The organism is bacterium (genome assembly GCA_023230585.1).
GTDB lineage: Bacteria > Ratteibacteria > UBA8468 > B48-G9 > JAFGKM01 > JALNXB01.
Map to the genome: position 1 here is coordinate 1 of JALNXB010000109.1, position 3,011 is coordinate 3,011.

Here is a 3,011-nt window from a genome sequence, read left to right on the forward strand (position 1 = left end):
GTAAAACCGAGATTCCGGAACAAGTCCGGAAAGACAAGCAAGGGCAATTCCCTCGTCTTTATCCCTACTAAAATGCGATGTTTCTCATTGCAATCACCTTTTCAGACGAAAAGGACTCTTTACTTTTCAAAAGGGTCATCTTTACTCTAACCCCCCTGTATATAATATTATTATACATATCTTCCGCAGGAAATGTAAAGAGAACATCATCAACAATATCTTTAAGGATAACAGTACTATCCTCATCATCAACCTGCTGTTTCAAATCTTTACCTTCAAGGAAAAAAGTTGTTATCTCGTTATCTTGGTCCCTATATACTTTAGTTAATTGTAAGGTAGTTCCATCATCAAGAACTTCTGCTAAATTTGAGTGTCTAACAGATTTAGATATGATAGCAAGAGCAAAGGACGATTCTGTCTGTAAAAAAACCTTATTTGAACCTTTCAACCATAAACTACTTGAAGTTGTTTGGAGCACTCCAGCCACAACAAGAAGTATAGCGCCTACTGCCATTGCAACAATAAATTCTATTAAAGTAAACCCTTTTTTTATTTCCATATTTATTTTGCTCGTGCAATAACTGTTTCTAACTCTATCTCTTGAGTTTTACCTTTTTCAGTCCATTCAACTTTTACTTTTGCTACCTGCATATAATCGTCTAAATTTTCGTTTTCTGGAGATTCAATAATAGTTGTGCGAGTAAAAGTAACATTCCCTACTTTTAGTCCTGTTTCTATCAACCCTTCTTCCATCTCTGATATATCCAAAATATCGTTCCAATGGGCTTCTCTAAGGATTTCAAATTGTGCATCTACCAACTCTTTTGCCTGCCTGTAACTGCCTGATAAGTTAATATCAACACGTCCTTGAGAGAAGAAGAATAACCCAGCAATAATAGAAGCAAGAAAGATTACCGTAGCAATGATTATCTCTATCAGAGTATTACCTCTTTTAAAGTTGTGATTTACACTCTTAATTATTTTTATCATAAAGAACCTTAATTTTCAGGTAACATTCTCTTTATTTCTTCATCAGCAAAGACAGTCGCTGAGTCTTGATTAACTATACGCGGAGTAATAAAGATAACAAGTTCTACCTTCTCTTTCTGTCCAGTTTTGTTACTAAATAAAAATGGAAGAATATCCCCTAAAAGAGGCACTTTGTTTGTGGTTTTGGTAGAATCTTGTCTGGTAAGCCCACCTATAACTAATGTAGAACCATCTTTAATAAGAACACTTGTTTTAACTTTTCTTTCGTAGGTATCAACGGCTGGAGGAGAAGTAAAGACAGAAGATTGGACAGCAGAACTAACAATAGGTTCTACCTCCATAACAATAAAACCCTCCTCATTAATTTTAGGGGTAACCTTAAGAGTAACCCCAACATCTCTATACTCATACTCACTAAATAACAACCTACCATCGTCAGTTGGCATCATTTTTGGGGCAACAGCCATATTCTTTATAATCTTCATCTCTGCAGTCTTATCGTTAAGGGTAGTAATTTTTGGGTTGGCAAGAATATTTGCTTTACCTTCTGATTGTAAAATTTTTAAAGAAGCGGTCAGATTTTGGAATGATAGTGAACCGAGCATAAACTGAGGGTTATCAGAAGTACCGGCTCTTCCGCTTACAATATTTTCTGTAAAACCTTTTTTACTCCATGGGAAAGGTGTATCTATTGAAGGTCCAATAAAATTACCTTCGAGATTCCAATGTATTCCGAGGTCACTAAGGTTGCTATCTGATATTTCTACCAAAACCGCTTCGATAGAAACCTGTGTTACAATCTTATCTAACTGTAAAATAATCGTTTCAAGTTCTTTAAGGTTGTTCTTTGTATCTCTAACAGTAATGCTATTGGTCCTGCTATCAACAATTATATGCCCTTGTTTGCTTGCGAAAGAGGAGACAATTTTACCTAAATCTTCTGCTTTAGCATACTTCAAAAAGAATACCTGACTAAATAAAGATGGTACTGGTGCTTGCACAGGAATAGGTGCTGTTATCTTTTTTACAACATATATTTCTGTCCCAGAAATCTTTTCACGGAATAGTCCGTTTGCATCAAGTATAGCATCTACTGCTTGTATTTTATCAACATTTTCCATATAGATACTTACCGGTTGGTTACCAAGTTCAGTACTTGATATAAGGTTTATCCCTGTTTCTCTGCTTAATGTTTCAAGAACGGTCTTCAATTCTGCGTGATAAAAATTTATAGTGATTTTATTTGAAGCAAAAGAATAGTTTGTAGCAGAAAAAAGAACAATTCCAAGATTGGTAACCAGCAACATCTTTAGAAATTGTTTTTTCATATTAGTGTCTCCTATATTTGTAATTTTAGTAATCTGTTCCCCTCCTTTTCGCCTACGGCGGGATTGCCGCGCTAAGAAACGCTCGCAAACTCAGAATGGGGGATATCTTATGTGCCGATCCTCATAATTCGTTGTATAAATCCTTGTATTCAGGATTCATGCTTTCAATAAGCACAATTTTTGATGCTCTTGAACCGCTCTTTATCTGTTTTTCACGGAACAAAGGGTTCTCTATGTCTTCATATACTTCATAATAGAGCAATTTATAAATATTATACTTTTTTGTAAATCCATCAACAATTTTTTCTCTATGTTCAAAAATTCTTCTTGCAAGATCGTTGGTAACTCCTGTATATAAAACTCTATTGCTTTTATTACTCATTATGTAAACCGAATAATATTTAAAGGTCATATTTTTTTACCGACGCCATTTGCTTGTCTTGCGAGCCGTCCTGCGACGTGGCAATCCTCGTCTTTATCATTGTTCTTATTTCGTTAAAAAAGTATGTGTCTATGAACGAATTACGAGGTGCTACTACAACTCAAGCAAGAATCGGGCTGTTAACAAAAGGTTCAAGCCTTTTGTTCCCTTACTCTGAGCCTGTTGAACCCTTCGGAGATGCTTTATATGCAGAAGGGTAAGTTCTCAGAGTGCCCGATTGTGGCGTAGAAGGTGTATGCGCCGTAGTACCA

At 35.7% G+C, this 3,011-nt stretch carries 4 protein-coding genes; all 4 read right to left on the bottom strand.

Annotated elements, in window-relative coordinates:
- Positions 1-67: 67 nt before the first annotated feature.
- Positions 68-559 (bottom strand): prepilin-type N-terminal cleavage/methylation domain-containing protein, encoded by a 492-nt coding sequence (locus M0P98_09440; protein MCK9267069.1) that lies wholly within the window; start codon positions 557-559, stop codon positions 68-70.
- Between the two features lie 2 nt (positions 560-561).
- Positions 562-990: a hypothetical protein gene (locus tag M0P98_09445; protein ID MCK9267070.1), complete on the bottom strand. Its 429-nt coding sequence runs from the start codon at positions 988-990 to the stop codon at positions 562-564.
- 8 nt (positions 991-998) lie between these two features.
- A complete protein-coding gene (locus M0P98_09450) occupies positions 999-2,318 on the bottom strand; it encodes a hypothetical protein (protein MCK9267071.1) in 1,320 nt (439 codons plus the stop codon).
- A gap of 121 nt (positions 2,319-2,439) precedes the next feature.
- Entirely contained in the window at positions 2,440-2,700 is a 261-nt protein-coding gene (locus tag M0P98_09455) for a GIY-YIG nuclease family protein (protein ID MCK9267072.1), read from the bottom strand.
- Positions 2,701-3,011 lie beyond the last annotated feature (311 nt).